This window comes from Faecalibacterium sp. Marseille-Q4164, assembly GCF_017377545.1.
Lineage (GTDB): Bacteria > Bacillota > Clostridia > Oscillospirales > Ruminococcaceae > Faecalibacterium > Faecalibacterium duncaniae.
On sequence record NZ_JAFREJ010000053.1, the window covers coordinates 1 to 805 of the forward strand.

1 protein-coding gene is annotated in these 805 nt (G+C 36.5%); it reads left to right on the forward strand.

Annotation, left to right across the window (positions count from 1 at the left end):
- Nucleotides 1-91: 91 nt before the first annotated feature.
- Nucleotides 92-805 (forward strand): Tat pathway signal sequence (locus tag J3352_RS14185; RefSeq protein WP_207700534.1); only part of this gene is annotated, 714 nt, incomplete at its 3' end.

Sequence of the window (805 nt, forward strand, 5' to 3'; positions counted from 1 at the left end):
TTAGTCGTAAAAGCAATCAAATCAAAATAAGGAAAGGAAAATGTGATCATGAGTACAAGAAAATTCATCAAAAAACTTACGGCGATAGAATATGAAAGATGTATCTCGAAGAGAATTCTTGAAAACTTTATGTTTAGGCATAACAGTAGCCGCTTTACAAAATTTGCCAATGACAACGGCTTTTGCAGACAGTGCAATCAGTAAAACAAAAATTATTTCTAAAAGCGACCGTGAAAATTTGGTGGCTACTGTTGCAAGAACTGTGCAAGTGTCCTACAAAATAGATAAAAATACGATCATTGAAGTAACTCGCTTTACTGATATTGATGGACAAAATGTTACCTTGAACCGGAGCGTTAAAGAAGATGGTACAGGTGAACTTGTCTATACGAAAGCCCAAAAAACGAAAAAAAGCAAATTGACCAATCAAAGCTATGATGTCTTTTTGAAATTAGCAACTTCAAAATCTATGCCTCAAACAAGGGGAGCCACTGTTGGAAGTGATGTTACAGGATCACAGTATAAGCATATATTTGTATCAAATCTCAGCTATACAATTGACAATACGGCGATTGCGCAAATTGAGATTGGTGGAGTTGAAACTGCAGCAAGCCTTTTAATTACTGGGTTGCACTTGCCGGGAAGCACTGCTGTTACGGTTGGATCCTTTTTGGTTAGTGTGGTTCTAGCTACTTCTCCATCGAAAGTTGTTATAAATCAATCGCTGTATGAAGTCCATTTCGCATATGATAATAGCTACTATACCCATTGCTATCATGATATTTTGTATTCGTATGATTCCGGT